A 23,674-nucleotide genomic window follows, 5' to 3' on the forward strand; every position below is an offset into this window, starting at 1 on the left:
ACCACGGACTTCGCAGGCCAGCTTCGGGTCAGCACACCACGCCTAGAAGACGACGACGCTGCGGATCGATTTGCCTTCGTGCATCAGGTCGAAGGCGGTGTTGATCTCTTCAAGACCCATCACGTGGGTGATCATGGGATCAATCTCGATCTTGCCGGTCATGTACATGTCGACGATCTTGGGCACATCGGTGCGGCCCTTGGCTCCGCCAAACGCAGTGCCGCGCCAGTTGCGCCCCGTCACCAGCTGGAACGGGCGCGTGGCGATTTCCTTGCCCGCTTCGGCCACGCCGATGATGATCGATGTGCCCCAGCCGCGGTGGCAGGCTTCCAATGCGGTGCGCATCACCTCGGTATTGCCGGTGGCATCGAAGGTGTAATCCGCGCCCCCGTCCGTCATTTCGACGATCTTGGCGACGGTTTCCTCGCGGCTCAGCCCTTTGGAATTGAGGAAGTGGGTCATGCCGAACCGCTTGCCCCATTCCTCGCGCGCGGGGTTGATATCGACCCCAATGATGAGGTTCGCCCCCGCGAGCCGCGCGCCCTGGATGACGTTGAGGCCGATCCCGCCGAGGCCGAACACCACGACATTGTCGCCGACCTGCACCTTGGCGGTGTTGGTCACCGCGCCGACCCCGGTGGTCACCCCGCAGCCGATGTAGCAGGCGGACTGGAACGGGGCGTCCTCGCGGATTTTCGCCACCGCGATCTCGGGCAGGACAGTGAAGTTCGAGAAGGTCGAACAGCCCATGTAGTGGAAGATCGGCTGACCCTTGTAGCTGAAGCGCGTGGTGCCGTCGGGCATCAGCCCCTTGCCCTGCGTGGCGCGGATCGCGGTGCAAAGGTTGGTCTTGCCGCTGAGGCACGATTTACACTGGCGGCATTCCGGCGTGTAGAGCGGGATGACATGATCGCCGGGCTTCACGCTGGTCACGCCAGCGCCAACCTCGCGCACGATGCCTGCGCCTTCATGGCCCAGAACGCTCGGGAAGATGCCCTCCGAATCGAACCCGTCGAGCGTGTAGGCATCAGTATGGCAGATGCCGGTCGCCATGATCTCCACCAGCACTTCACCGGCCTTGGGGCCCTCCAGATCGAGCTCGACGATTTCGAGCGGCTGCTTGGCGGCAAAGGCAACGGCGGCGCGGGTCTTCATGGGCGGGTCTCCTTGACCGCTCGCCTATTCCCGCAGGTTTGCAGCTTTGCAAGCCTCAGCGGCGATTGGGCACCGCCTCGTGATCGTAAGGGCAATGGCGGCAGGCCGATCCGCAGCACTTGCCGCGCGCCAGATGGGCGAGGCGCGTGAATACGGTGTAGCCGGTTTCCGGATCGCGATAGGTCGTCTCCCCGCGCGCGCAGGCGGCTTCGTGCAGAGCGTACCATTCGGGTTGGGTCATGGTGCGGGTCGATAGTGCGAAAGTGTTCCTGATGCCATGTGCGAAACAAAATTGCCGCTTTGCGCAGGATACCCGCTTGCGCGGCGCACGCTTTTACGCTCTCTCGGCAGCCTTGCCATGCTTGCCGGAGAGCGCCCCTTGCGTTTCGTTCTGTTTGTCGCCGCCCTGCTGTTCGCTATCCCCGCCCATGCGCAGGGGGTCCAGCAGACCAAGGGCAGTTTCGAAGACAAGTTCCGCCAGCTCGATGAAGTGCTGCCCGATCCCAGCGCTACCCGCAACGCGAGCGGTGCGCCGGGGCATGAATACTGGCAGCAGAAGGTCGATTACAAGATCACCGCCACGCTGGACGAGGCCAAGCGCCGCCTGACCGCGCGGGCCACGGTGCGTTACACGAACAACTCGCCCGATGCCCTGCCGTGGGTGTGGATGCAGCTCGACCAGAACATCTTCAAGCGCGACTCGATGGCCGAACTGACCGACGCTTTCGGCGGACCCGGTCGCCGCGGGCCGAAGGTGACGCTGGGTTCGGGCAGCGAGCCGACCAAGCTTTCGATGGACGAACTGCGCCGCCAGCAGGCGATGGCCGATAATGATTATGGCTATGATATCAGCGCAGTGAAGTCGCTCGCCGGGACTGACCTGCCGCACACCATCGTCGGCACGCTGATGCGGATCGATCTGCCCGCCCAGCTCGCACCGGGCGAGACGGTGGAGTTCACCATCGATTGGGCCTTCAACATCGTCGAGGAAGATGCGGTCAGCGCGCGTTCGGGCTTCGAACATTTCCCCGATGATCCGCGCAAGGGCGGCAACGACATCTTCCTGATGGCGCAGTGGTTCCCGCGCATGGTGGCCTATTCGGACTACGAAGGCTGGCACAACAAGGAGTTCCTCGGCCGCGGCGAGTTCACGCTGGAATTCGGCGATTACGAGGTCGAGATGACCGTGCCTGCGGATCACATCGTGGCCTCGACGGGCACGATCCAGAACCCTGACGCCGTGCTCACGGCAGCCCAGCGCCAGCGGCTCGAAACCGCGAAGAATGCCGATGCGCCGGTGTTCATCGTCACCCCGCAGGAAGCCGCGGCTGCCGAGGCGGGCAATCCCAAGGGCACCAAGACCTGGAAGTTCGCCGCCACCAATGTGCGCGACTTCGCCTGGGCCTCCAGCCGCAAGTTCATGTGGGACGCGCAGGGTGTGAAGCAGCCGGGCGCCGAGCATGAAACCGTGCTCGCCATGAGCTTCTGGCCCAAGGAAGGCGGCGAGTTGTGGCGCAAATATTCGACCGCCGCGGTGGTCCACACGCTGAAGGTCTATTCGCGCTTCAGCTTCGATTACCCCTATCCCACCGCGCAGTCCGTCAACGGGCCGGTCGGCGGGATGGAATATCCGATGATCACCTTCAACGGCCCGCGCACCACCCTCAACAAGGATGGCACGCGCACCTATTCGCTGGCCGAGAAGATGTTCCTGGTGGGCGTGGTGATCCACGAAATCGGGCACATCTACTTCCCGATGACGGTGAACTCGGACGAGCGTCAGTGGACCTGGATGGATGAAGGCCTCAACTCCTTCCTCGATTCGGTCGCGGGCTACGAGTGGGATCCGAACATGCCGTGGACCCGCAGCCTGGCGCGCGATCTGGTGCCTTACATGGTGTCCAACAACCAGCAGCCGATCATGACGCAGTCGGACTCGATCACCGATCTCGGCTCCAATGCCTATGGCAAGCCGTCGGCGGCCTACCATGTCCTGCGCGACACGGTGATCGGGCGCGAGCGGTTCGATTTCGCGCTGAAGGAATATGCGCGCCGCTGGAAGTTCAAGCGCCCGACGCCGGCGGATTTCTTCCGCACCATGGAGGAAGCCAGCGGCACCGATCTCGACTGGTTCTGGCGCGGCTGGTTCTACACCACCGATCACGTCGATATCAGCCTCGACTCGATCTACCGCCTCAAGATGGACAGCAAGAACCCCGACATCGACCTGCCCCGCCGCCGTCAGGAACGTGCCGACGAGCCGACCCCGGTCGGCATCGCGATGAACGAGCAGCAGGGCCTGCCGATCTGGGTGCTCGAAAACCCGGGCGTCACCGATTTCTACGACAAGAACGATGAATTCACCGTCACGCCCAAGGACCGCAAGGGCTACACCGACTTCCTCGAAGGGCTACAGCCGTGGGAGCGCGCCGCATTCGACCGCGCGGTGAAGGAGGACGCCAATTACTACGTCCTCAACTTCACCAACAAGGGCGGGCTGGTGATGCCGATTGTCCTCGGCCTGACCTTTGCTGACGGGAAGAAGGAAAAGCTCACCATCCCGGCCGAAATCTGGCGCCGCAACAGCAAGGAAGTGGCCAAGCTGCTGGTCTATCCCAAGGGCAAGGAGCTGGTGCAGGTGGTGGTCGATCCCGATTGGGAAACCGGCGACGCCGATCTTGAAAACAACCACTACCCGCGCCGCATCATCCCGAGCCGGGTCGAGGCCTTCAAGGACGAAGCGGCCAAGTCGCGCGTCGGCCGCGATCTGATGGGCGAAGCGGCCGGGGCCGAGCCGCAGGGCAAGAAGAAGTGATCCGGCGGCGGGCTTTGGCGCTGGGGCTTGCTCTGGCGCTGGCCCCGCTCGCCGGGCCAGTCGCCGAGGCGCATCAGCAGAAGATCGCGATCAGCACCATCGCGCTCAACCCGCGCAGCGGGATGGTGGAGATCGCGCATCAGGTGCCGGTCCACGATGCCGAACACGCACTGCGGGTGCAGGGGGCGAAAAACCCCGACATCATCGGCAGCGCCAAAAGCCGCGAGGATTTTGCCGGCTATGTCACCCGCCGCTTCCTGTTCCAGATCAATGGCCAAGTGATCGAGCCCGCTTACGTGGGCAGCGAAATCACCGGCGGCAGCCTGTGGGTCTATCAGGAAGCTCCTGCGCCTGCGGGGAGCGATCCGGCGCTGCTGCGGTTCAATTCGCAGATCCTCACCGACGTCTGGGCGCGGCAGGAAAACCGGGTGAACATCGGCGGCGGCACCAATGTCGCCACTTTCATCTTCAAGGCCGGAGACGCGCCCCGCAGCGCGGCGCTGACCGAATAATCAGGCGCGGCGGCGTTCCGAACCGGGAAGCGCCTGCGCCGAAGCTTCGAAGCGCGCCTGCAAATCTGCCAGCAACATCGGGTGGCCATAACGATAGCCCTGCACATGGCGGCAGCCAATGGCGCGCAGGAAGATCTCCTGCTCTTCGGTCTCCACCCCTTCCACCACCACGCGCAGGCCAAGGCTGTAGCCCATCTGCACGATCGCCTGGATGATCAGCCGTGACTGGTGATCCTCGCCGATGGCGGCGATGAAGTCGCGGTCGATCTTGACCTTGTGGATCGGGAAGGCGCGCAGATGGGTGAGCGACGAAAAGCCCGTGCCGAAATCGTCGAGGCAGATGGTGAACCCGCAAGCGTCGAGCATGGCGAGGGATTCGCGCAGATGCCCGCCAGCATCGAGCAGCATCGTCTCGGTCACTTCGATGGTGATGTTGTCGGGGCCAAGCGCGCTGTCATCGATCACTTCGACCAGATGCTGCACGAATTCCCCGCGCCGCAGATCCGCGTCGGATAGGTTGATCCCGATCCGTGTCTCGGGTCCGAACAGGGCGAGGATCGCGGGGCCATCAGCCACCACCTGATCCAGCATCACCCGCGATACCCGGCGCGAAAGCTCGGGATCGAGCAGTGCCGCAAAGACATCGCTTGCCGCGAACATCCGGCCGTCCTCGTCCCGCAGCCGCAGCAGCGCCTCGACCGAGACCACCTTCCCGCTCTCCAGCTCGACGATCGGCTGGTAAGCGGCCAGCGCGCGGCCCCCGTTGAGCGCGCTGCGCAGCCGGGCAATCGCGTGCTGACGCTCGGATTGCCGCGCTTCGATCTGGCTATCCCAGCACACCACCGTGCCGCGCCCCAGTTCCTTGCCGCGATAGAGCGCAAGGTCGGCGCGGCGCATGATTTCCTCGCTGCCGGCCGATGTGGTCATCCGTGCAATCCCGCAGGTCGCCCCGATGCGCAGCAGCGTGGAGCCGAGCGGCGGTATCTCACCGAATTCGGCGAGCAGTTCTTCGAGGAAGCTGGTCACGTCCCCCAGCGCCATTCCCGGCGGGAACAGCAGAGCGAATTCGTCACCGCCCCAACGCGCCAGAAACACGCCCGATGCGGTTCTCAGCTGTAGCTGCGCGGCAATGGCTTCGAGCACACGGTCGCCGACGAGGTGGCCCAGCGTGTCGTTGACGTCCTTGAACCCGTCGAGATCGAGCAGGGCGATCGTCACCGGCTCGCTTTCGACCTGTTGCATCGCTTCGGCCAACCGCCGGTCGAAACTGGCGCGGTTGTAGAGTCCGGTCAGGCGATCCCGCTCCGCCGCGCGTTTCAGCGCGACATTGCGCAGGTGTTCTTCGGTGCAATCGAGAATGATCCCGGCAACGCTATCGGGCCGACCGTCGATATCCACCCGCTCTCCCACCACCCGGATGCGGCGCTGTTCACCGTCACGGCGGCGGATTGTGGTTTCGAACATGAACGGCTTGCCGTCATCGATCGTGTCGCTGAGCGCCTTGCTGACCATCATCCGGTCTTCGGGATGATACATCTGCACAGCATCGGGCACGCTTACCGAATTCCCGGATTCAAGCCCGGTGATCGCGTAAACCTGATCCGACCATTGCAACCTCCGCCGGGCGATATCCACCCGCCAGCTGCCGACATTGACCGCGCGTTCGGCCTGGCGGAAAATCTGGGTCGATTGCTGGAGTGCGGTGTTGGCAAGGCTGAGAGCGCGGGTGCGGGCGTGCAGCGCGAGGCTCTGTTCGGCGAGTTCGGCGAGCATCGCCAAGGGGGCGATCTGGTCGTCGCGGAATGCATCCGGCTCGGGCGAAATGCCGCACAAGGCGCCCAGCAATACGCCGCCCTCGCCGCGGATCGGCACACCGATATAGGAACGGATAAACGGCGCACCCGTGACCAGATCATTGTCGGCAAGGCGCGGATCCTTGCGCGCATCAGTGATCAGCAAGGGGATTTCGCCCAGCACGCAAACGGCGCAGAAGCTGTCCTCGATCGATGTTTCCCGAAGATCGGTGCCGGTACGCCCGAGAAACCACTGGCGATCCTGCTCGACAACCGAAAGCAGCGAGATCGGGCAACCGAGCATCGTACTGGCAAGCAAGGTGATGCGCGAGAACAGGTCGCGATCCGGAATCGCGTCCAGTCCGAGACTGCGAATGGCATCAAGGCGGCGCGTGTCTTTCACGCCCGTCCCATGCCCCGCAAGCGCTTAACAAACCGTGCCAGAACAGACCCGTACTCGCGGAAACTGCGTATAGCAGGTTAGGAAGTAAGTGCGCCGTGACTTACGGCGGAGTCAGCATGATCCAGCCATCCTGCCTGCCCTTGTAGTCGTCGGCCTTGTAGCGGCCGAGGTCTCGAAGGCATTGCATGAACACCGGTTCGAACATCGCGCCGTCCGTCTTTTTCATGCAGCCTCCGGGTTCGTCCTTTGTGGCCTCCCAGCCGGGGAATGGCCGTTCGTAGCCGTCAGCGGTGGCGACGCGCATCTCGGACGCGCCATTGCGCAGCCGGATCGCCTCGATGGCCGTGACTTCGGACTGGTTGACGATCAGGCTGTAGCCCCGCTCGGCGGTGGGAATGGCGTCCCGCTTGCGATCGGCATTCTTGTCGACCTTTGCCACCGTTGGCCCGTTGCGGATCATGTACACCGGCGGGGCCACAGCGAGCGCATCGGCTTCGGTGATATAGGCCTTGGCCGGGGCAAGGCGTTTGGCGTCGACCATCGCCATTGCTTTGACGGTTTCCCACAGGAACATCGATTGGCGCACGCCGCCATCGTAATAGGTCAGCGTCCGCTCTGCCACCGTACGCGGCGGGTCCGATGTGACCTGCACCTGCTGGTAGAAGAACGGCATCGCCACCGATGCCAGCGCGCCGCCGGTAATGCACTGCTGTGCGTCCTTGATGGGCATGCTGTCATGGACGGCAGCCTGCGCGATGGCGCTGACATTGATCGCCTGCATCTCGCCCGAACGGGCCTCGACAAAGCCCAGCATGACAACAGGCGCGCCCGCAGTGCCCAGCGCCTTGATGAGGGGGCAATCATCAACCGTTTGCGGGTTGGCGGATACCTTGCTGCACAAAGCCTTTTCGATCTTCAGGCGAAGCGGATCGAGCTTGGCGACCGAGCCCCTGAGCAGCGCCCCGGCATAGCCGCCGCGATGGACGACCTCGTCTTCGTCCTTGATCGTGTATTCCGCCACCAGCTGATCCAGCAGCGCGCCGGTGTTCGCGCCGGGTGCCTGGCTTGCGCCCACGAACAGCGCCTGCAAGGCCCCAGTGCTGACCCCGGTGACCATCCGGAAGCGTGGCAACGCCCCCTTCTCGTTCAGTCTCTGCAGATACCCGGCGCCGAACGCACCCCATTGCCCGCCGCCCGAAAGCGCCAGCACGGCCCCGCTTGCGTCCTGCCCGGAACGGAGGTTGTTAGGCTGCGTGAGATTGACCAGCGCCCCATAGGCCTCGGCTCTGGCAGCTTCGGCGTCCGCCTCGGCCGCCAGTGCCTGACCGGGCGGGAGAACGTCCTCCTGTATCTGCGCGACCGTGGTGGAGTGCGGGACCGCGCCCGTGAATTGCGTGCGGAACGGGTCGCAGTCGACCGTCATCGGTGTTGTGCTGCATCCGGCGAGGGAAAGCCCCCCGATCATCAGGGCAAAAGCGGTGCGCATGATTACGCCTCCTTCGCGCAGGTCTGGTCGGGATGGTTCACAACGGCTTCGTCTTCCGGCGCAGGCTCCGGCCGGTCGAGCAGGCCGTAATCAATCAGCGCCTTGTTCCACAGCACGCGGGCAAAGGCCGGATCGAGCAGCCTAGCGCGGGTGGCACGCCAGCGGTCGATCGCTGAGCCGCGCTTTCCGGGCCGGCCGAAATCTGCCCGGACCTTGGCGGCGTCGAGCTTGCCCAGCTTGCCCCAGTGCATGCTGTAATCGAACTTGCGCCCCGGCGCGTTGGCACCATCAAGGCAGGCCCTGATCCGCGCCGCGCCCATCGCAATCACCTCGCCAAGCGCGGGTGGGAAGCCCGGCGCGTTGCGCGAAAATCCGTCGATCTCGATCACGCAAGTCTCGGCAAAGCGGGTGAAGGCGAGGGTGCCGCCCGGATTCGATACGAACCGCAAGGTGAACACGAAGGTCGGTTGCAGCCCCTTCACCGCTTCGCAGATCAGCGGGATGATATCGGCCACCTCTTCGCGCCGCACCGCGTAGGACGCGTTGTAGAGCGCGCCGGGATAGCCCCCGGTGATCTCGTCCATGTGCAGTTGGTTCCAGCGGGCATTGCGCGGCGGGTTGGTGTAATTCGGACTCGCCTCGAGCGCCTGGCAATACAGATCGAAGGCGCCGGGGCTGATCTCCTGCAACCCGCCCCGGGCCTTGAGATTGGTCTTGGCCGCAGAATAGGCGGCGATCATCGTGCCCGACAGATCGCCAAAGCAGCGCGGTGAAACCTCCAAATCGCGCATGAAAGCCGCCTTCCGGCCGGGCAGGTACATGGTGTGCACCGCCCTGTTGCCGTTCCAGTTCAGCGGGTCGATGGTGAGTTCGTAGAACACCGGCTTGGCGTTGTGACCCAGTGCCTTGGCAATTTTGGGCCAGTGGCCCGCCGCCACGTCGCACAGCCAAGCATCGTCGATCAGCTTGCGCTTGATGCTCAGCTCGTAGCCGACGTCGCTCACCATCTCCATCGTGACGCCGTTGACGATCCCCATGCCGCCCAGATGCACCAGGGCATCGGCAAAGACGGCATCGTCGCGGATCGGCGGCTGGGTGGTGAAGCTGGCGATGATCGCGTCGTTCAGCACCGGGCGTGACTTGCGCTCGATCCACACCGATTGCTTCGGCCCGTTCACTAGGTGCAGCCCGGTGACGAGATCCTGCATCCCGCCAAACCCAAGCCGCGATCCGTGGCTGGCCGTGGCAATCGCCCCGGCGACGGTCAGACCGAGATGGGTGCCGGACGTCTTGATCGAAAGCTTGTGTTCGCGCTGCGCCCAGGCCAGCAATTCGCGAAGCCGCGTCCCGCCGAGGACAAACGCGGTCCGCCGTGCAGGGTAGGCCGCCTGCTTTGCCATGTGCGATTTGCGCGCCAGCGCAAAGCCGGACAGCCCGGTCATGTCGATCTGCGTGTCGATCCCGCCGACCAGTGCCGAAAAGCTCCAGCCCCGGCCAATTGGCACGAAGTCGACCGCCTTGCGCTTGGGCACCAGCAGGCTGGGCGGGTTCAGCACCCGGGCCACATAGGCCTGAAGTTCGGCCGCGGTGGCTGCGAACATCGCCGGGCCGGGCTCGCCCGCCAGATCGCTGCAATTGATGTTCGCGGAATCGCGCACCGATCCGTCGGGATAGTCACCCTGCACCAGCACGCGCGCATAGTCGGGATCGGTCGGGAGCACGGGGACATAGCGACCCTGCTCTGTCAGGTGATAATTGCGCCACAGACCCATCATGTTTTCCGAAATGCTCGGCACCGGCTGCTCTCCCCCGTTTGGCAGTTGCTTGGTTTTCGGGACAAATCTGCCACGCTTCGTCGTCAGTGCAATGGGAGTTTGCACTTTTCTCACTTTGCGGGCGGTTCTTTCACATCCCCATGCGGCGACCCCGGCACAGCACATGTCGAGCCTGCAGCCAATCCGGCCCTCGTGTCCGATCTGTGCAGGAAAGCTGAGGAAGGTTGCCACTTACCCTGTGCGATGGAATGAAGGATCTGAGCGGTCAGTTGGCGCGACCGCGATCACGCGCTCCGGCTAGCAAGGAAGGCAAAGATGCGTTCGATCCTCGGGTTTCTGGCCGCGGTGTTTCTTTGGGCCGGCGGTCTTCACGCCGCAGGGCCTGACGCGGATTACGACAAGCTTGTGGCGCTGCACGACGAGTTGCAGGAATTCATGCTCCCCGGTTTCACCACCGGTGTCGTGATGGATTCGGGCGCGCGGATCGGCGATGTCTATGCCGATACGCTGATGGCCGAGAAGCTGGCCGGGCTCGACCATTTCGAGAAGAGCCTTGCGGCCATGCCTGTGCAGAGCTGGTCGCGTGCCGGGCAGGTCGATTTCCTCGCCGTCAAATCGATCCTCAACGGCTATCGCTTCAATCTTGAAGTGCTGCGGCCATGGAAGCGCGATCCGGGCTTTTACCTCGATCCCCTGATGGGGGTGGCCTTCACGGACCTCGCAGGGGGTGACGAGAAGGTCGCCCAACTGCGCGCGCGCCTGCGCATGGTGCCGCCGCTACTGGCTTCTGCCCGCCAGAACCTGACCGAGGTGGCGGGCGATTATGCCGATCTTGCGATCCACAATCTCGAGAACAGCGACGGGGTCAACCACTACCACCCCTATCGCAAGGTCCCGCCAGCGGGGATCATCGGCTGGTATGATGACCTGCTGGCCCGCAGCCGTGCGGAACGACCCGACATCACGGCCGATGTTGCCGCAGCCCGCGCCGCAGTTGCCGAATTCCGGGACTGGCTGCGCGACGAGCGTCCGCGCATGGCCGCACCGGGCGGGGTCGGGGCCGAGCGTTACGACTGGTACATCCGCCACGTCCGCATGATCCCGCTGACCGCGGGTGAAATGGTGACGCTGGCCGAGCGCGAGCATGAACGCATGACCGCCGCGCTCGCGCTGCTGCGCCACAGGAACCGCAACCTGCCCGCGCTCACCCTGTCGCAAAGCGCCGAGGAACAGGCGGGCAAGGTCAGTGCCACCGACAAGGAAGTGCGCCGGTTCCTCACCGAAGAGGATATCGTCACCATCCCCGATTTCGTCGGCGAGCTGGGCAGCAACACGCCCTATATCGAGCGGCCGGGTGGCCCCAATTTCTGGGAGCAGATCCAGTTTCGCGATCCGATCCCCGATCACCTGCACGCGGTGATCCCCGGCCACCGTTTCGACGCCGTGCTCGCCGCGCGCGACACGCGCCCGATCCGGGGGCGCTATAGCGATGGCGCGCGGGCCGAGGGCTGGGCGACCTATCTTGAAGAAGCGATGATGCTCGCAGGCGGCACCCGCCATACCCCGCGCGCTGACGAGTTCATGGAACTGTTCGGCATCTTCCGCGCCGCCCGCGTACCGGCCGATATCTACATGCAGCACAACCGCTGGAGCGTTGCCGAGGCGGTCAGTTACATGCGCGCCAAGACCCCGTGGCTGGATGAGGATGTCGCCCGCGTCGATGCAGAGATCTACCTGCGCCGCCCGCCGGGTTACGGCGTCGCCTATACGATCGGCAAGCTGCAGATGGACGCGCTGCTCGCTGACCGGGCGAGCCAGTTGGGAGACGCGTTCTCGCTGCGTGAATTTCACGATGCGTTTCTGGCGTCAGGCCGGCTGCCGATCGCGCTGGTTCGTTACGAGATGACCGGCGCGGATGATGAAGTGGCGCTGTTCTGGCAGACACCGCCGATACCGGGTGGTTCGTAAGCTCCGGCAGCGCCGCGCCGCTATCGGGACGCGGCCACGGTTGTCGACGCGGGCTTCATGAAGCCGATATCGGGCGAGGCAAAGCGCCCGATATTGGGCGCAACCGACGGCAGCTCCGAAGGCGCGACACCGAACCACAGGCCGAGGGTGGAGGACAGCTCGTCAACCGAAGTGGTTGGCAGCAGCCGACCTTGCCCGACCTGATCGCTGCTGGTGAGCGAGACTTGCGGGGCGCGTCCATAGAAGCGTCCACCGCGCACGCCCCCCCCTACGACAAAATGGTGCGCGCCCCAGCCATGGTCGGAGCCATCGCCGTTCGAAGATAGCGTCCTTCCGAAATCGGAGGCGGTGAACGTGGTGACATTGTCCGCCACGCCCAGCTCCAGCGTGGCGCGGTAGAAGGCGTCGATCGCGGCGTCGACCTGACCAAGCAGCGCATCATGCGATCCGATCAGCCCGTCATGGTGATCGAACCCTCCGAGCGAAACGAGGAACACCTGCCGCGTTACCCCCAGCCTTGCCCGCGCGCCGATCAGTTGGGCAACCACCCGGAGCTGGTCGGCAAGGCGGTTGCCGGTCCCGAAGCTGGTGTTCAGCGTCACGCTCCGCAGCGCATCATTGACGAAGGAACCGTACTGGATCGAGCGGTCGTTGAAGCGCGCATAGTCGGCCGCCATGACATTGCCCGAACCGCTGCGCAGCAAGGTGCCGAGCGCCTGCGAGGCCGCGGTGGAATTGAACAGCCGGTTGTTCTGCAACGGGTTGAACAGCGTCGCACCGGCAGGGGACACCTGATAGGGCAAAGCGGTCTGTCCGCTCAGGAACACGGCATTGCCGGTCGCGTTGATCGCGGTGAACATGGCATTGGTGTTCGAAGTCAGCGCCAGATCGCCCATCCGGCCGCCCCATCCTGTCCGCGATCCTTCCGGCTGCGAGCTTTGCCAGGTCGATTGCTGGTCGTTGTGCGAAAACAGCTTGGCCGGGCGCGGGACAACCCCCGCATCAAACTGCGCGCGGGTTAGCGGCTGGATCAGCGGGCCGACATTCAGCAGCGGGGCCATCGCGCCGGAATCGAACAGGGTCTTGAGGCGCGGCATGGTGGGCGCGAGCGCATAGGTGATGTCGTCGGTCAGCCGCTGGTCCGACGGCGTGGCAAGCACGGTGTTGGCAAGCGCGCCGCGGCCGATGGCGATGCCCGATGCCTCCTCTGATCCTGCCGTTCCGCGGATCGTGGCATAGCGCGCGTAATTCGCCGCATCGACGGGGATCAGGGTGTTGCCGTGATCGTTGCCGCCATACAGGAACACGCAGACCAGCGCCTTGTAACCGCCCGCATTGCTGAACGCCGCCGCCTCTGCTAACCCGGCGAGGTCAAGCGCGTAGGACGAGGCTGCGCCCATCATCGCCAGCTGGCTGGTGCGCTTGAGAAACGCCCGCCGCTCGATTTCGATGCTCTTGCCGATGAACATATCCGCGTTCCCTCCCGCGCCTATTTCTGGATCAGATAGTCGGTCGAAGCGAGGATCAGCGTGACGCCGATCTGCACCCGCCGCAGCCGGTCCGCGTTGGTGGAGCTGGCGGTCAGCGCCACATCTTCCATCGCGGTGCGGATCGTGTCGCGCACGCCTGCGCTGAGCTGTCGGCCTGTCAGCAGCAGATCGAGCCGGTCGAGCAGCGCAGCGGCGTCTTGGGCAAGGCCAACCTCGGTGGCGAAATCGAGCGCGATGTCGGCCACCGGCGCCCGTCCGCCGGTGAGGGCACGCTCGAGGAAATTGACATAGCCCGCCACCGAGGTCTCGTTGACCAGCTGGAACTCGGGCGCGAGCAGGCCGCGATTGGCGATTTCGGTATTGGTGGGGAAATAGCCCGGCCGGAAGAAGTTGAACACCGAAGGCGAGCGCAGCGGGCTTTGTCCCAGTGCGTTGGCCGCATCGCTGAGGTCGCCGATCTGCCAGTTGCCGCTGTTCGACCGCGCGCCGAAAGTTCTGGCTAGCTGGACGTAGCGCAGCACGGGTTCGCGCAGCTTGCCGAAATTGGGATTGGTAAGCCCCGCCGCATCCAGCGCCTCGTTGTCGGTCAGGATCGCCTTGAACACCGCCGCCAGATCGCCGCGCCGCCCCTGCCCGTTATTGGCGAAGATCGCCGCGACGCGTCCGACATAGGCGGGCGAGGGATTGCTGGTCACCAGCCGCTGGATCATCTGCCTGGCGAAGAACGGCCCGACATTGGCGTGGTTGAACAGATGGTCGAGCGCGAGGCGCAGACTGTCGGCAGCGTTGGTATTGGCCGGGATCGTAAGGCCGAGGAAAGTCTTGGCCTCGGCCGAATGGAAACCTGTGGCGCGGGCCGGAACCCAGCGCGCGGGATCGGCAGTCATCGGTCGCCGGGCAAATTCGGGATCGGGAATCTGGCGCGTGCCGCCCACTTCGGTCGTGAAGGCGAGGCCCGCTTGATCGAAGTCATAGCCGGTGAACACTCTGGCAAGCCCGCTCACATCGGCGCTGGTATAGGTCTCTATCGGATTGCCGCTTGCCAGCCGGTTCGTCCCGTCGGCGTTCAGTTCGAACAGGCCGATGGTGAACAGCTGCATCACCTCGCGCGCATAGTTCTCGTCGGGCACCCGGCCGCTGCTGTCCGCCCGGCGGTTGCCGCGGGTGTTGAGGAATGTCCCCATCGCCGGGTTCAGGGTGATATCCTGCAACAGGTCGCGGAAATTGCCGAATGCGTGGCGGTTGAGGATGTCCCAATACTCGCCGATCGCCGGAGCGCGCCAGACCATGTTGATCCCGGTGAGCGACACCACGAAGAATTCCGAAAGCGCAAAGGCGATCCGCTTGCGCACGCTGTTGCCACCCGAAAGCAGCTGCGACCAGACCATGTAGTCGCCGGTGATCGTGCCATTGTAGAAGCGGTTGGCGTCGACCCGGTCGAAGCCTCTGTCGGCCAGGAATCCGCGACCGGTCTGCGCATTGGCAATGCCGAACTGGCGATCAAGCCAGGGGCCATAGCCTTCGCTGCGCAGGTCGGCGATCGCCCCGGTCGATGCCGAAAGCGAGGCCTGAAGCAGGAAGCGCGCGGCTTCCGCATCGGTCTGGGGCTTGCGCACCGTGGCGACGGGCGGACTGCCGCCGCCGCCGCTGCTGCCGCCTTCGCTCCCGCCGCCGCCGCAAGCAGCGACCGCCAGCGCAAGCGTGCTCGCGGCAGCGAATTTCGCGCGCGGGGCAAGAGGCGACGGGGCCGTCTGGGTCGAAGCAGCTGTGGGAGCGCCAAGGGTTGGCGAATGCCGAGGCACCTCGCGCACCTCATTCGGCCCCCCGACATTGTCGTCATCACCCGGAAGATACATGCGCCCGCCCCCTTCTATGCCCCTACGCACGAGGGCTATGATACCCTTCGTTGAATTCCAATTAAATTTGCGTCCGGCTGAAAAGAGCTGAACCGGAGCGGCTCGGGGAGAACAGGCCGGGCCATCCGGCTGGTGCTTGGGCCTTGCCGAAACCTGTCATAAATAGCGTGCTTGGTCTGTGAAGCAGATGGTTGCTTGGTGTTGGTCCGCAACAATAAATCTCGTAGGTAGACGGCTGTCCCATGACCCCAGCGGCAACAGCGGGGATGCGCGCGTCTCCACTCAATTCACTGACACGCGCTTCTCGCCAAGGGAAATCTCCGGTCACATTGAAAGCGGATTGCTGAGGCGGGTGAAGCTGCCGCTACTTGATACGTCCTGATCCGGGTCATTAGGCCAATCTTCGGCGCGCCCCCAAATCGGTCGGCGGGGCTGCGCAGCAGCGATCCCTGTGCGACCGGCGATTATGCCGAGGCCGAGTTGCGCTTTTCGAGACTTTGCTGCTGGCGGAAAATCACGCATCTTTGTCATTCCTGCCAAATTTATGTCGCGCTAGTGCACAGTCGGTGGCGGGTTTGACCTTATGCTGCATTTGGAGTGCGCCACCGCAACGAAAGGCACGCGTTGTGCGCTGCCCAGCATAGTCTTTGTGAGTGACAGGACGATGGAACGCCGCAATTTCTTACAGTATCTGGCGATTGCGACCGTGCCGGCTGCAGTGCCTATCCCGGTGAGTGCGCAGCAAGCGATTTGCGTTGGCGGTAATCAATCAGCCGTTCCGGACGCTCGTACCACTGCCCCTCTTGATGTCCCCGCGGCGGGCGTCATCAATGCAGGATTTCTGATTTCGAAAGGCGCGGAAATCGTTGATTTCGGTGGCCCATGGGGTGTGCTCGAATACGTCTATGTCGGAACGCCTCCGCGCAACCCATTCCGATTGTACACGGTAGCAGCGACACAGTCGCCAGTAACAGTGTCGGGCGGAATGGTCGTCGTTCCCAATTTTGCGATCGAGGATGCACCAAAGCCGGACATTCTTATCATACCAGCTATGGACCTCAGCCAGGTCTCTCCGGAGGTCCTGGAATGGATCCGGCTGGTTCATGAGACAACGCAAGTCACTATGTCGGTCTGCAATGGTTCGTTCGTCCTTGCAAAGGCCGGCGTTCTTGATGGGCGGACCGCTACTGCCCATCATGGCGGTGCCGCCCAGCTCAAGAAAATGTTTCCGCGTGTGAATGTGATTAAAGGCAAGCGCTGGGTGGAAGATGGCCGGCTTGCCACAGCCGGTGGCCTGACGTCCGGACAGGATCTCGCGCTCAGGCTGGTCGAGAGATACTTCGGACGGGAGGTCGCCAAAGCGACGGCCACTGAACTCGAATACCTCGGCAATGGCTGGATGAACCCAGACACCAACTGGTATCGCTAATCGCCGAGGCGATGGAGGTGCGCGAGCTGGTGCAGGCCTCGCCAGAACTTAGCGTCAATCAGCTGGGCAAGCGCGACGGGCGATGTCGGACTCAGCTTGGCAAGCTGTTCCGGCTTTCATGGCTGAGCCCACGCATCATCGAAGCGATCATCGATGGGCGCCAACCCGCTCGCCTGTATCGCAAGCAGCAGCTCGAAGCTAAACTGCCGATCTGCTGGAGCGCGCAGGAGCGCATGCTGGGGTTCGCTGCCTAATGCAGCGCGGCCGCACTTGTGGTCACGTTTTTCCGGGCAGAGATATAAGGAGAAAAGGGCCGGGAGATCCGGCTCTTTCTGCGTGCTCTGGCACACCAGGCCCGATGACCGCACCCCAAATCCCGCAGAACTGCGCCGTTTTTGGCGCACTGCTCGCCGGTCGGCGAAATCTCAATTTCAGGGATGACTGTTTGGTGCGGTCGAGAAGACTCGAACTTCCACGGGCTTTCGCCCACAACGACCTCAACGTTGCGCGTCTACCAATTCCGCCACGACCGCACTCGGGTTTGTCGGGGTGGCCAAAGCGCCTTCCCCGCGGTAGGAGCGCGCCCCTAGCAAGGGGTTCGGGGCTGCGCAAGCTCTTTGACGAAGGCGCGCGATTGCCGCCTTACTTGGGGGCCCAGCCGATATCAGCCATCGCCGCACCTGCCGGGATATTGGCGATCGCCTCGGTCACGGTAACGGTCTCGCCCGGGGCAAGCCGCCGCTTGGAGGGGGCCACCACCCAGTCACCAATATTGCGCTCGCGCCGGTCGCTGAACACCACCAGCACGTCGGGCACGTTGAGGCTTTCGCTTGCGGTATTGGTGATCGTGCCGCGCACGCGGAAAATCACTTCCCCGTTCTCGAGCGGTTCCTTCTTCTGCTGGGGCTTGGGGAAATCGAGCTCAAGCCCCGGCTGGCCCACCCCGAAGGTCGGGCGCTGGAGCGGCAGCCATTCGGGAAGGCCGTAGTAATTGACCGCCGCCACCGTGCCGGTCGCCAGCACGGCGAACAGCGCGGCTGCGAGCGTCCACATCCGCAGCGGGTTGCGCCGCCGCGTGAAGGGCGCGCGGTAATCGAACTGCGAGCCGCCGTCGTCTTCGTCGCCCGCGTAGCCATCTTCGTCTTCGAAGGGTGGGTCGGGAATGTCGTCCCCCGGCGCGTCCGGCTCCGGGAAAGCCGGTTGCGGATCGTTACGCTCGGGCTCCTGAGGCGGGGCTGATGCCTCACCCGTGTTGTTCAACCCGTGGCGCAGGGCGCGGACGGCGAGGGATGCGTTCTCTTCGGTGTAGCCACGCTCGGGCGCAGCACCTTCGGGTGTGCGCCAATGACTGACCGACGGCCCTTCGCCCGCCCGCTCGGGCGCGGGTGCCGGCGGCGGGGGCGGCGGAGTTACGGGTTCGCGTTCCGGTGCGGCCGCTGTGGTTGCGGGCGGTGCCTGCGGTTCGGGCGCGGGCTGCGGCGCGGGTGCTGGAGGAGGCGTTGTTGGCGGCGTTCCGGCCGCTGCAAGCTCGGGCGGATCCTGAAACCAGCTATGCTTGCATTTGGCGCAGCGCACGGTGCGGCCTTCGCTGCCGATGGCAGCATCGGGCACGGCGTAGCGGGTGCCGCAGGCTGGGCAAGCGATTATCATGTCACAATTTGCAATAGCCTTCGCGTGTCCGCGCACAAGAGCAACCGCCGTCCGCGTCCCCATTTACCTGTTGTTTTCCACATTACGGGGCGTAAATCGCCCGATCCAAGGCCCGTCTTGCGATCTGCGGCTTTCCCGCCGCCTGCCCCCCTGATAGGTGCGCGACATGAGTGATCATCTCGCCGAGATCGTGAAATTCGACAATGTCGGGCTGCGCTACGGCACCGATCCCGAGGTGCTGAGCAATCTGTCCTTCACGCTCTTCCCCGGCAGCTTCTATTTTCTGACCGGGGCGAGCGGGGCGGGCAAGACCAGTCTGCTCAAACTTCTGTACCTCGCGCAGCGACCTTCGCGCGGGGCGATCCGGATGTTCGGGCAGGATCTGGTGACCATGCCGCAAACCCGCCTGCCGGAGCTGCGGCGCAGGCTGGGGGTGGTGTTCCAGAACTTCCGGCTGGTCCCCTATCTCACCGCTTTCGACAATGTCGCCCTGCCGTTGCGGCTGGCGGGGACCGAGGAGAAGAAGGTCGTCAAGGCGGTTGGCGACATGCTCGACTGGGTGGGCCTGTCGCACCGCGCCCATGCCATCCCGGCGACGATGTCGGGCGGGGAGCAGCAGCGTGTTGCCATTGCCCGCGCGGTGATCGCCCGTCCCCGGATGCTGATCGCCGACGAACCGACCGGCAACGTCGATCCCGAAATGGCGCTGAAACTGCTGCGCTTGTTCGAGGCGCTCAACAACCGTGTTGGCACCACGGTGGTTGTGGCGACGCACGATGTCCACCTGCTCAAGAAGGTGCCGGATTCGCTGATCATGCGCCTGCACAAGGGCCAGCTCTCCGATCCGACGGGGGCGCTACGCTATCCGCCGCGCCCTTCCGGCATGAGCGGGGGAGGGAGCGGGATCGTATGAGTACGCTTCCCCCGCTTCCCGTCCCGCCCGAGAGCGACGAGGCCGATACCCCGCCGGTGCGTCCGCGCGGGCGGGCTGCGGCGCGGCTGCTCCCGCCGACGCGCCTTACCGGGCCGATCCCCTGGGTGATCGCGATCCTGATTGCGCTGGTGGTCATCGCTGCCGCGGGGGGCCTCGCGCTGCGCAACCTTGCCACCAGCGCCAGCGCAGGCCTTTCGAGCGCGGTGAGCGTGCAGGTGATCGAGCCGAATCCCGATCTGCGCACCCAGCGCGGCGAGGCAGCGGTCAAGGTTCTGACCGGGATCGAAGGCGTCACGGCGGTTCGCCTGGTGCCCGAGGCCGAACTGGTCGCGATGCTCGAACCCTGGCTTGGCGAGGCCGCGGCGAGCGGTGACATTCCGATCCCCGCGCTGATCGATGTCGAGCTTGGCCGCAGCGCGGGGCCTGCCGAGATCAAGCGGATCGAGGCCGCACTCGCGGCCAAGGTGCCGGGCGCTCGGGTCGATGCGCAGGGCGATTTTCTGCGCCCGGTCAATGATGCGCTGATGGCGCTGCAATGGCTCGCGCTCGGCCTGATCGCGCTGGTTGCGCTGGCGACGGCGGCGGCGGTGTGGCTGGCGGCACGCAATGCCTTTGCCAGCGCGCGCGAAACGGTCGAGATCATGCACCTGCTCGGCGCGAGCCAGCGCCAGATTTCTGCGGTGTTCCTGCGCGATGTGGTGCGGGAGGCGATTTTCGGGGCGGTGCTGGGTGCGGGGCTTGGCGTCGGGGCCGTCTGGCTGCTCGGCCAGCAGTTCGCGGCGCTCGATAGCGGGATGGTGAGCGGCGGCGGGCTGGTGCTGGCCGACTGGCTGGTGATTGCCGCCATCCCGCTGGCCGGGGTACTGCTCGCGCTGGTGACCGCCCGCATTACCATTGCGCTCGCCCTGCGCGACATGCTTTAGGACGCGGCAATGATCCGGCGCGTTATCTCTTTGGCAATTCTGGTCTGGGCGATCGGGTTCCTGTGGTTTGTGGTGGCCCTGCCGAAGCCGGCAGAGGGGCTGACCAAGACCGACGCGGTGATCGTGCTCACCGGCGGGCCGGGGCGGATCGCGCGCGGGCTGGTGGTGCTTGACGAGAAGCTGGCCGACAAGTTGCTGGTCAGCGGGGTCGATCCTGAGGTGCGCCCCGGCGAATTCGCCGCCGAGTTCGGTGTCTCCCCGCGCCAGATGGCCTGCTGCGTGACGCTCGGCTATACGGCGGTCGATACCCGCTCCAACGCTGCCGAGACCGCCAAGTGGGTGGCGCAGAACGAGGTCCGCTCGCTGCGGCTGGTGACGACCGACTGGCATATGCGCCGTGCGGCGGGCGAGCTTGACCGGATGCTGCCCGATCATGTCACGGTGATCCGCGATGCGGTGCCCTCGCAGCCCGAATTGAAGACGCTGTTCCTTGAATATCACAAGCTGATCGCCAGCCGCGCGGCAGGACTGGCCGACCTTTGAACTGGTTGATGGCCGCGCTGCGTTCGCTTGCCTTCTATGTGCTGTTCTACAGCGGCAGCGCGCTGCTGGTGATTGCATCGGTGGTCGCCGTGGCGGCGCAGCGGCGCTGGCTGCGCTGCGTGGTGGCGCGCTGGGGGCACTGGCACCTGTGGTGCGTGAACAACTTGCTGGGGATCGAAGTGGTGCTCGACGGCACCCTGCCCGAAGGCCCGATGCTGGTGGCGATGAAGCACGAAAGCTACTTCGAAGCGATCGATACCCCGCGCCTGTTTCCCTATCCGGCCGTGTTCGCCAAACAGGAGCTGTTCCGCATTCCCGGCTGGGGTTATTCGGCGATTGTCTACGGCCTGGTGCCGGTCGCGCGGGGCGAAGGCGCGCGGGCATTGCGGGCGATGATCGCGAGCGCCAAGGAGCGGGTAGCGGCGGGACGGCCGCTGGTAATCTTCCCGGAAGGGACACGGGTGGCCCACGGCACAACGCCGCCGCTTCAGGCCGGGTTTGCGGGTCTCTACAAGCTGCTCGGCCTGCCGGTGGTACCCATCGCGGTCGATAGCGGCGCGGCCTATCACCACATCGTCAAGCGCCCGGGGCGGATCACCTACAAGATTGGCGAGACGATCCCCGCAGGCCTCCCGCGCGAGGATGTCGAGGCGCGGGTGCATGCGGCGATCAATGCGCTGAACGAAGCGTAGGCCGGGGCTTGATCCTATGCAGGGGCCGCCAGATCATGGTTAGACCCCGTCTAGACGCCCCTTAGACCCCTTCCAGCCCTGCGCTGTAGCGTCTGTTCCACGTGAAACATTGCCCGGACGGCCTATTCGCCGTGTTCCCGCCCGAAATCGGGCCGCTCGTCGTCCTGACCCTGTTCGATGACCGCACGCCGGATCGCACGGGTGCGGGTGAAGAGGTCGAACAGCGTGTCCCCGTCACCCGAACGGATCGCGCGTTGCAGCGCGGTGAGATCCTCGGTGAAGCGGCCGAGCATCTCGAGCACCGCACCCTTGTTGGTCAGGAACACATCGCGCCACATGACGGGATCGGATGCGGCAATGCGGGTGAAATCGCGGAAGCCCCCGGCGGAATACTTGATGACCTCGCTCTGCGTCACATCCTCCAGATCGCTGGCGGTGCCGACGATGGTGTAGGCGATAAGGTGCGGGATGTGGCTGGTGACGGCGAGCACCAGATCGTGGTGGGCGGCGTCCATCAGCTCGACCTTCGAGCCGAGCTGCGTCCAAAAGTCCGACAAGGCTTCCAGCGCTGCCGGATCGACGCCTTCGGGCGGGGTGATGATGCACCAGCGGCCGGCGAACAGCGTCGCAAAGCCGGCATCAGGCCCGCTCTGCTCGGTTCCGGCCACGGGGTGCGCGGGGATGATGCAAGCGCTCGGCAGCGCAGCGGCAAGGGCATCGGCGACCGCCTCCTTGGACGAGCCGACATCGCTGATGATTGCGCTGGGTAAGAGGCCGGGGGCGATGGCCTTCGCGGCATCCTCCATCGCGCCGACCGGGACGCAGAGGATCACCAGATCCGCATTCGCGACGGCATCCTCGGCCCGCTCGCACACCGTCTCGACCAGACCGCGCTCTGCGGCCCTTTCGCGCACGGCAGCATCGCGGTCCCAGCCGGTGGTGGCGATGGCAAGCCCGCGCGCCTTGATCGCCAGCCCGATCGAGCCGCCGAGCAGGCCGAGGCCGATAATCGCGACGGAGCGCACGCTCATGCTGCTACCCCCGCACAGGGTGCGCAAGCAGGCGATCACGCGGGTCATGTCGTCAGTTTTGCCGATGGTGATGCGCAAGGCATTGGGCAGGCCCTGTGACGGCAGATGGCGGACGGCGTAGCCCGCTTCGGACAACGCCTCCACTGCTTGCGTCGCGGTCACCTCGCCCTCGAAATGGACGAGCAGGAAGTTCGCTTCACTGGGGGAGGCTGAAAGCCCGTGATTGCCCAGCATCGCGATAGCTTCGGCGAGCCGGGTGCGTTCACGCGCGTTGTGCTCGCGCGAGGCAGCCACGAAGTCCTGATCGTCCAGCGCGGCGAGCGCGGCCTTCTGCCCGCTGACCGAGACGTTGAACGCGCCCCGCATGCGGTTGACGAGGTCGATCAGATGCGGCGCTCCGGTCACCCAGCCCACGCGCTCGGACGCGAGGCCATAGGCCTTGGAGAATGTGCGGCTGACCAGCACGTTCTCGTGCGCCGCCGCCAGTTCGAAGCCCACGCGTTGCAGGGCGGGATCGATATACTCGCCGTAAGCCTCGTCGACGACCAGCAGCACATCGGCGGGCAGCCCGGCGTGCAGGCGCGCGACCTCGCTGGGCGGCAGGAAAGTGCCGACCGGATTGTTAGGGTTGTCGAGCAGCACGACCTTCGTCCGCCCGGTCACCGCGGCCAGCAGATTGTCGACACTCGCGGCGTAGTTATCGTCCGCCGCCAGCACCGGCGTTGCGCCGATCTTCTGCGCGAGCAGCGGGTAGAGCGAGAAGGAATAGCGCGAAGCCAGCACCTCGTCCCCCGGCCCGCACAGGGCCTGCACCGCGCAATGCAGCAGCTCGCCCGAACCCGTGCCGCACACGATCCGGTCAGCGTCGAGCCCATGCACTTCGGCGATCTTCTCGCGCAAGCCGCGGGCATCGGGATCGGGATAGTCCGCCGCGACATGGCCTTCGACAAGCGCCGCCAGTGCCGCCGGGCTGCTTCCCAGCGGGTTTTCATTGGCCGACAGCTTCACCAGCGGCTTTCCGCTCGCCGATTTGGACTTGCCCGGCACATAGGCGTGAATCTGTGCGATCCAGGGCTTGGGTTGGGGTCTGGTGCTCATCGCAAGCCCGATTATAGAAAAACAGCCCTTCGACAAGCTTGGGACGAGCGGTTATGGGGGCGAGCCTCAAAAAACCCGCCCGTGCCGAGCCTGTCGAAGCACTGTCGTTCCTCCGGTAAAG

18 protein-coding genes, 1 tRNA gene and 1 pseudogene are annotated in these 23,674 nt (G+C 64.8%); 9 read left to right on the forward strand and 11 right to left on the reverse strand.

All coding sequences use genetic code 11. The annotated features are described in order from the left end of the window. Nucleotides 1-42: 42 nt before the first annotated feature. Nucleotides 43-1,155 (reverse strand): S-(hydroxymethyl)glutathione dehydrogenase/class III alcohol dehydrogenase, encoded by a 1,113-nt coding sequence (locus KVF90_RS05495; RefSeq protein ID WP_264393844.1) that lies wholly within the window; start codon nucleotides 1,153-1,155, stop codon nucleotides 43-45. 55 nt (nucleotides 1,156-1,210) lie between these two features. Next, nucleotides 1,211-1,396, reverse strand: a complete 186-nt coding sequence (locus KVF90_RS05500; RefSeq protein WP_264393845.1) for a DUF5522 domain-containing protein — start codon at nucleotides 1,394-1,396, stop codon at nucleotides 1,211-1,213. Between the two features lie 138 nt (nucleotides 1,397-1,534). Between KVF90_RS05500 and KVF90_RS05505 the strand changes: the two genes are divergently transcribed. Together KVF90_RS05505 and KVF90_RS05510 are read left to right on the forward strand one after the other, a co-directional pair. Continuing rightward, nucleotides 1,535-3,970, forward strand: a complete 2,436-nt coding sequence (locus KVF90_RS05505) for a M1 family metallopeptidase (RefSeq protein WP_264393846.1) — start codon at nucleotides 1,535-1,537, stop codon at nucleotides 3,968-3,970. Then, nucleotides 3,967-4,482 (forward strand): DUF6702 family protein, encoded by a 516-nt coding sequence (locus KVF90_RS05510; protein WP_264393847.1) that lies wholly within the window; start codon nucleotides 3,967-3,969, stop codon nucleotides 4,480-4,482. The genes KVF90_RS05505 and KVF90_RS05510 overlap by 4 nt, the downstream gene beginning before the upstream one ends. On the opposite strand, the gene KVF90_RS05515 is transcribed toward KVF90_RS05510, so the two are convergent. The 3 genes from KVF90_RS05515 to KVF90_RS05525 all read right to left on the reverse strand — a co-directional run bounded on the left by KVF90_RS05515 (nucleotide 4,483) and on the right by KVF90_RS05525 (nucleotide 9,960). Further along, complete coding sequence (locus KVF90_RS05515) at nucleotides 4,483-6,678, reverse strand: putative bifunctional diguanylate cyclase/phosphodiesterase (RefSeq protein WP_264393848.1); 2,196 nt, start codon at nucleotides 6,676-6,678, stop codon at nucleotides 4,483-4,485. 100 nt (nucleotides 6,679-6,778) lie between these two features. Next, a complete protein-coding gene (locus KVF90_RS05520) occupies nucleotides 6,779-8,164 on the reverse strand; it encodes a patatin-like phospholipase family protein (RefSeq protein ID WP_264393849.1) in 1,386 nt (461 codons plus the stop codon). A gap of 2 nt (nucleotides 8,165-8,166) precedes the next feature. Beyond that, complete coding sequence (locus tag KVF90_RS05525; RefSeq protein WP_264393850.1) at nucleotides 8,167-9,960, reverse strand: hypothetical protein; 1,794 nt, start codon at nucleotides 9,958-9,960, stop codon at nucleotides 8,167-8,169. Nucleotides 9,961-10,254: 294 nt separating this feature from the next. Between KVF90_RS05525 and KVF90_RS05530 the strand changes: the two genes are divergently transcribed. Then, nucleotides 10,255-11,907 (forward strand): DUF885 domain-containing protein, encoded by a 1,653-nt coding sequence (locus tag KVF90_RS05530; protein ID WP_264393851.1) that lies wholly within the window; start codon nucleotides 10,255-10,257, stop codon nucleotides 11,905-11,907. Nucleotides 11,908-11,927: 20 nt separating this feature from the next. Here KVF90_RS05530 and KVF90_RS05535 read toward each other — a convergent pair whose 3' ends face one another. After that, on the reverse strand, nucleotides 11,928-13,376 hold the full coding sequence (locus tag KVF90_RS05535; RefSeq protein WP_264393852.1) for a DUF1501 domain-containing protein: 1,449 nt from the start codon (nucleotides 13,374-13,376) through the stop codon (nucleotides 11,928-11,930). A gap of 20 nt (nucleotides 13,377-13,396) precedes the next feature. Next, entirely contained in the window at nucleotides 13,397-15,253 is a 1,857-nt protein-coding gene (locus tag KVF90_RS05540; protein WP_264393853.1) for a DUF1800 domain-containing protein, read from the reverse strand. A 664-nt stretch (nucleotides 15,254-15,917) separates the two neighbouring features. On the opposite strand from KVF90_RS05540, the gene KVF90_RS05545 reads away from it, so the two are divergent. Further along, entirely contained in the window at nucleotides 15,918-16,682 is a 765-nt protein-coding gene (locus tag KVF90_RS05545) for a DJ-1/PfpI family protein (RefSeq protein WP_264393854.1), read from the forward strand. Nucleotides 16,683-16,699: 17 nt separating this feature from the next. After that, nucleotides 16,700-16,936 carry a hypothetical protein gene (locus tag KVF90_RS05550; protein WP_264393855.1) on the forward strand — a complete coding sequence of 79 codons (237 nt, stop codon included), beginning with the start codon at nucleotides 16,700-16,702 and terminating at the stop codon, nucleotides 16,934-16,936. Between the two features lie 192 nt (nucleotides 16,937-17,128). Here KVF90_RS05550 and KVF90_RS05555 read toward each other — a convergent pair. Together KVF90_RS05555 and KVF90_RS05560 are read right to left on the reverse strand one after the other, a co-directional pair. Further along, a tRNA-Leu gene (locus KVF90_RS05555) sits at nucleotides 17,129-17,215 on the reverse strand. Nucleotides 17,216-17,324: 109 nt separating this feature from the next. Further along, entirely contained in the window at nucleotides 17,325-18,332 is a 1,008-nt protein-coding gene (locus tag KVF90_RS05560; RefSeq protein ID WP_264393856.1) for a zinc-ribbon domain-containing protein, read from the reverse strand. Between the two features lie 166 nt (nucleotides 18,333-18,498). On the opposite strand from KVF90_RS05560, the gene ftsE reads away from it, so the two are divergent. From ftsE to KVF90_RS05580, 4 genes are read left to right on the forward strand one after another with little or no spacing between them, the layout of a single operon-like run. Further along, entirely contained in the window at nucleotides 18,499-19,245 is a 747-nt protein-coding gene (ftsE, locus tag KVF90_RS05565) for a cell division ATP-binding protein FtsE (RefSeq protein WP_264393857.1), read from the forward strand. Continuing rightward, the gene (locus tag KVF90_RS05570) at nucleotides 19,242-20,189 is read left to right on the forward strand and encodes a cell division protein FtsX (RefSeq protein WP_264393858.1); all 948 of its coding nucleotides are present in this window, start codon (nucleotides 19,242-19,244) and stop codon (nucleotides 20,187-20,189) included. The genes ftsE and KVF90_RS05570 overlap by 4 nt, the downstream gene beginning before the upstream one ends. 9 nt (nucleotides 20,190-20,198) lie before the next feature. Further along, entirely contained in the window at nucleotides 20,199-20,732 is a 534-nt protein-coding gene (locus KVF90_RS05575; RefSeq protein WP_264393859.1) for a YdcF family protein, read from the forward strand. Between the two features lie 8 nt (nucleotides 20,733-20,740). After that, complete coding sequence (locus KVF90_RS05580) at nucleotides 20,741-21,424, forward strand: lysophospholipid acyltransferase family protein (protein ID WP_264393860.1); 684 nt, start codon at nucleotides 20,741-20,743, stop codon at nucleotides 21,422-21,424. Nucleotides 21,425-21,546: 122 nt separating this feature from the next. On the opposite strand, the gene KVF90_RS05585 is transcribed toward KVF90_RS05580, so the two are convergent. Beyond that, nucleotides 21,547-22,455: a prephenate/arogenate dehydrogenase family protein gene (locus KVF90_RS05585; RefSeq protein WP_264394691.1), complete on the reverse strand. Its 909-nt coding sequence runs from the start codon at nucleotides 22,453-22,455 to the stop codon at nucleotides 21,547-21,549. Nucleotides 22,456-22,485: 30 nt separating this feature from the next. After that, nucleotides 22,486-23,553, reverse strand: a pseudogene (hisC, locus tag KVF90_RS05590) (histidinol-phosphate transaminase); the annotation flags it as partial. Between the last annotated feature and the right edge of the window lie 121 nt (nucleotides 23,554-23,674).

The organism is Porphyrobacter sp. ULC335, from assembly GCF_025917005.1.
Lineage (GTDB): Bacteria > Pseudomonadota > Alphaproteobacteria > Sphingomonadales > Sphingomonadaceae > Erythrobacter.

Bases quoted from the DNA above. Each gene is read 5' to 3' on its own strand.
- KVF90_RS05495 (WP_264393844.1), bottom strand. From the start codon at position 1,155: ATGAAGACCCGCGCCGCCGTTGCCTTTGCCGCCAAGCAGCCGCTCGAA.
- KVF90_RS05500 (WP_264393845.1), bottom strand. From the start codon at position 1,396: ATGACCCAACCCGAATGGTACGCTCTGCACGAAGCCGCCTGCGCGCGC.
- KVF90_RS05520 (WP_264393849.1), bottom strand. From the start codon at position 8,164: ATGCGCACCGCTTTTGCCCTGATGATCGGGGGGCTTTCCCTCGCCGGA.
- KVF90_RS05530 (WP_264393851.1), top strand. From the start codon at position 10,255: ATGCGTTCGATCCTCGGGTTTCTGGCCGCGGTGTTTCTTTGGGCCGGC.
- KVF90_RS05535 (WP_264393852.1), bottom strand. From the start codon at position 13,376: ATGTTCATCGGCAAGAGCATCGAAATCGAGCGGCGGGCGTTTCTCAAG.
- KVF90_RS05540 (WP_264393853.1), bottom strand. From the start codon at position 15,253: ATGTATCTTCCGGGTGATGACGACAATGTCGGGGGGCCGAATGAGGTG.
- KVF90_RS05545 (WP_264393854.1), top strand. From the start codon at position 15,918: ATGGAACGCCGCAATTTCTTACAGTATCTGGCGATTGCGACCGTGCCG.
- KVF90_RS05560 (WP_264393856.1), bottom strand. From the start codon at position 18,332: ATGATAATCGCTTGCCCAGCCTGCGGCACCCGCTACGCCGTGCCCGAT.
- ftsE (WP_264393857.1), top strand. From the start codon at position 18,499: ATGAGTGATCATCTCGCCGAGATCGTGAAATTCGACAATGTCGGGCTG.
- KVF90_RS05570 (WP_264393858.1), top strand. From the start codon at position 19,242: ATGAGTACGCTTCCCCCGCTTCCCGTCCCGCCCGAGAGCGACGAGGCC.
- KVF90_RS05575 (WP_264393859.1), top strand. From the start codon at position 20,199: ATGATCCGGCGCGTTATCTCTTTGGCAATTCTGGTCTGGGCGATCGGG.
- KVF90_RS05580 (WP_264393860.1), top strand. From the start codon at position 20,741: ATGGCCGCGCTGCGTTCGCTTGCCTTCTATGTGCTGTTCTACAGCGGC.
- KVF90_RS05585 (WP_264394691.1), bottom strand. From the start codon at position 22,455: ATGAGCGTGCGCTCCGTCGCGATTATCGGCCTCGGCCTGCTCGGCGGC.